The sequence below is a fragment of the Chlorogloeopsis fritschii PCC 6912 genome (assembly GCF_000317285.1).
GTDB lineage: Bacteria > Cyanobacteriota > Cyanobacteriia > Cyanobacteriales > Nostocaceae > Chlorogloeopsis > Chlorogloeopsis fritschii.
The window spans coordinates 1-2,963 of record NZ_AJLN01000133.1 but is presented as its reverse complement, the minus strand read 5'-3'; the positions used below and the strand labels follow the sequence as shown (position 1 = coordinate 2,963).

Annotated in this window: 3 protein-coding genes; 2 read left to right on the top strand and 1 reads right to left on the bottom strand. The window is 43.8% G+C overall.

Annotation, left to right across the window (positions count from 1 at the left end; genetic code table 11):
* Nucleotides 1-299 precede the first annotated feature (299 nt).
* Nucleotides 300-917: an NUDIX hydrolase gene (locus UYC_RS0129330; RefSeq protein ID WP_016877710.1), complete on the bottom strand. Its 618-nt coding sequence runs from the start codon at nucleotides 915-917 to the stop codon at nucleotides 300-302.
* 221 nt (nucleotides 918-1,138) lie between these two features.
* On the opposite strand from UYC_RS0129330, the gene UYC_RS0129325 reads away from it, so the two are divergent.
* A complete protein-coding gene (locus UYC_RS0129325; RefSeq protein ID WP_016877709.1) occupies nucleotides 1,139-1,936 on the top strand; it encodes a glucose 1-dehydrogenase in 798 nt (265 codons plus the stop codon).
* 2 nt (nucleotides 1,937-1,938) lie between these two features.
* A complete protein-coding gene (locus UYC_RS0129320; protein ID WP_200862405.1) occupies nucleotides 1,939-2,763 on the top strand; it encodes an MIP/aquaporin family protein in 825 nt (274 codons plus the stop codon).
* The last annotated feature ends 200 nt before the right edge of the window (nucleotides 2,764-2,963 follow it).

Genomic DNA, 2,963 nt, shown 5'->3' with positions numbered 1-2,963 from the left:
GTTGGGTACGTCACCAAGAGCGATGAATTTAGAAAAAGTTCTACCAAACACAGGCTGGGAAGAACGCCATTCACCTGGAAATTTTACTTACGAGGCGTGATGCGTAAAGCCCCTGATTCAATTGCGGGGAGTATGTCAAAGTCAATTAACTTATGATTCTGACTGGGAAGCAGCTTTGTTTGAGCAACCTTGTACCAACCAAACTTGTCACTGTCATATTGGTTACGTTCATCTTGAATATTTAGAAATGGATCAGGTGTTTGGTGCTCGAATTTTAGAAAGAATTCCTGATGCTTGGGTTAATCAAAGTCAGTCGATAAATCTGGATGGCGATAATGTTCAAAAAGTCTGGTAATTTGTGTTGCTGTCACACGCGCAACAGATAATTCGGGAATTTCATCTTCAGGAAAAAATCCTACTGCTTCCGTCTCAATACTGGGTGATGGGGAGCCACCGAGCAGTTCGCATTGAAAAAATAGCTTGTAGGTGTAGTGTGGAAAAGGTGGATGTCCTTGTCTGTCTCTGTCGTAGACAGCAACAAGTTTGACAGCACGGCTATGGTAACCGGATTCTTCATAAATTTCTTTGACGACTGCTTCACTGGGTGAGGTTCCAATATCAGCCCATCCACCAGGTAAAGTCCAACAGCCGTCAGATCGTTCTTTGACAAGTAAGATTTGCTCGTCCAGGAACACTGCACCGCGCACATCTACTTTAGGAGTGGCATATCCAACATCGCGAGCAAATAAATCGAGAATGTAACTGAGTTCGGCGTTGGTATGAGTTACCATGATTTCCGCAGCGATCGCCTGTATGGCTTTGAAGCGTTCAATATCAAAAGGATTCTCAGAAAAAGTTAGACCATTTTGAGCGATCGCTTGTAGTTGTTTCACCCATTCTAGCCATTTGGGTTCCATGTATATCTCCCTAGTAGAGGCGGCAGCTTGCCCTTACTCTAGCACCAACACTAGATGAGTTTTTACTGAGAATAAACTAAAAAATTTCTATTGCAAATATCAGCTTTTTAAGCTGAATTTTTTAGCGAATTATCATCTCAAGACAAGCCCTGCAAGCAACAATCAACTTAAATCCAAAACTAAATTAATTGTATTTAAAATTACTCATAAGGAGAAAGCTTATGAAGCTGGAAGGGAAAGTCGCTTTAGTTACAGGCAGTAGTCAGGGAATCGGTCAAGCTATTGCTGTACGTCTGGCTGCTGAGGGAGCCAATATTGTTATTGACTATCGCTCTCATCCCGAAGGTGCTGAGGAAACTCTAACAAAGGTACAAACTGCTGGTGGTAACTGTTACATGGCTCAGTGTCCAAAATCTCAAGGTCATATTATTAAAGCGGATTTGGGCAATGTCAGTGACGTTCGCCAGATGATTAATCAGAGCATCCAACACTTTGGCAAACTAGATATTTTAGTCAATAATGCAGGTCTTGAAAGGCACGCTTCCTTCTGGGCAATCACGGAGGAAGATTATGATGCTGTCATGAATGTCAACATCAAAGGAGCATTCTTTGCTACTCAAGAAATGGTAAAACACTTAATCGCTACTCAGCGCCGTGGCAAAATTATCAATATCAGTTCGGTGCATGAAGAATTACCATTTCCTAATTTCACTGCCTACTGTGTCAGTAAAGGTGGCATGAAAATGTTGACGCGGAACTTAGCTGTAGAATTAGGGCCGCTTGGTATTACAGTTAACAACGTTGCACCCGGAGCAATTGAAACACCAATTAACACTAAGCTACTCAACGATCCGCAAAAACTAGGTGCATTGCTTGAGAATATCCCTCTTGGTTGCTTGGGTCAACCTCAAGATGTTGCTTCTGTTGTTGCTTTCCTCGCATCTTCTGACGCAGACTACATCACAGGTACTACCTTCTTTGTAGATGGTGGTTTGCTGTGGAATTACCACGAGCAGTAATTATGATGAGAATTTTCCGTCGCCACTATCCTGAGTACCTCATGGAAGCTGCGGGGCTGGGAATACTTATGATTGCTGCGGCTGTATTTACGACACTCCTACAACATCCTGTTTCACCCATCCGACAAGCAATTTCCGATCCCCTACCGCGACGTTTTCTAATTGGTATAGCAATGGGACTAACAGCTATTGCGATCGTTTATTCTCCTTGGGGCAAACAATCGGGAGCGCATCTTAACCCTGCTATTACCTTCACCTTCTTTCGTTTGGGTAAAGTTCAACCTGGGGATGCCCTTTGTTATATCCTGGCGCAATTTGTGGGCGGGTTGCTGGGTTTGCTTATCGCAGCGAGATTGTTAGGAACAGCCATCGCTCATTCTACAGTTAATTACGTTGTTACTACTCCAGGTGCAGCTGGTGTCATAGTTGCGTTCATCGCAGAAATCATCATTTCCTTTGGGATGATGCTGATGGTGTTGTTTGTCTCTAACAATCGTAAGTGGGCAAGATATACCGGAATCATAGCTGGTGTTCTGATTGCAACTTATATCACCGTAGAAGCACCTTTTTCTGGCATGAGCATGAATCCAGCCCGGACTTTAGCTTCAGCAATTCCAGCGCAGATTTTTTCAAATATTTGGGTATATTTCACTGCACCATTTATAGGTATGCTTTCGGCAGCCGAGGTTTATGTGCGACTCATGGGTAGAAATGCTGTTAAATGTGCCAAATTACATCACCAGAATCACAAGCGTTGCATATTTAACTGTGGCTATCGACAGCAACTACTAGATGGAGAATCACTACTTCTAGGGACTAGGGACTAGGGGCTAGGGACTAGGAAGAGGACACGGGGAGGGGGAGACAAGGGGACAAGGAGCAGAGGGGCAGAGGAGCAGAATAACTACTAACCACTAACTACTGTACGGGCGGGTTTAGAAGATAAATTATCAGTTTGAAGGCAAGATTATCAACAAAACCCGCACGCCAGTTGACGCCACTTGACGCCAGTCGCTACAACGCGCTT

What these genes read in the sequence shown, in the direction of transcription:
- UYC_RS0129325 (WP_016877709.1), top strand. Translation starts at nt 1,139, where the DNA reads ATGAAGCTGGAAGGGAAAGTCGCTTTAGTTACAGGCAGTAGTCAGGGA.
- UYC_RS0129320 (WP_200862405.1), top strand. Translation starts at nt 1,939, where the DNA reads ATGATGAGAATTTTCCGTCGCCACTATCCTGAGTACCTCATGGAAGCT.
- UYC_RS0129330 (WP_016877710.1), bottom strand. Translation starts at nt 917, where the DNA reads ATGGAACCCAAATGGCTAGAATGGGTGAAACAACTACAAGCGATCGCT.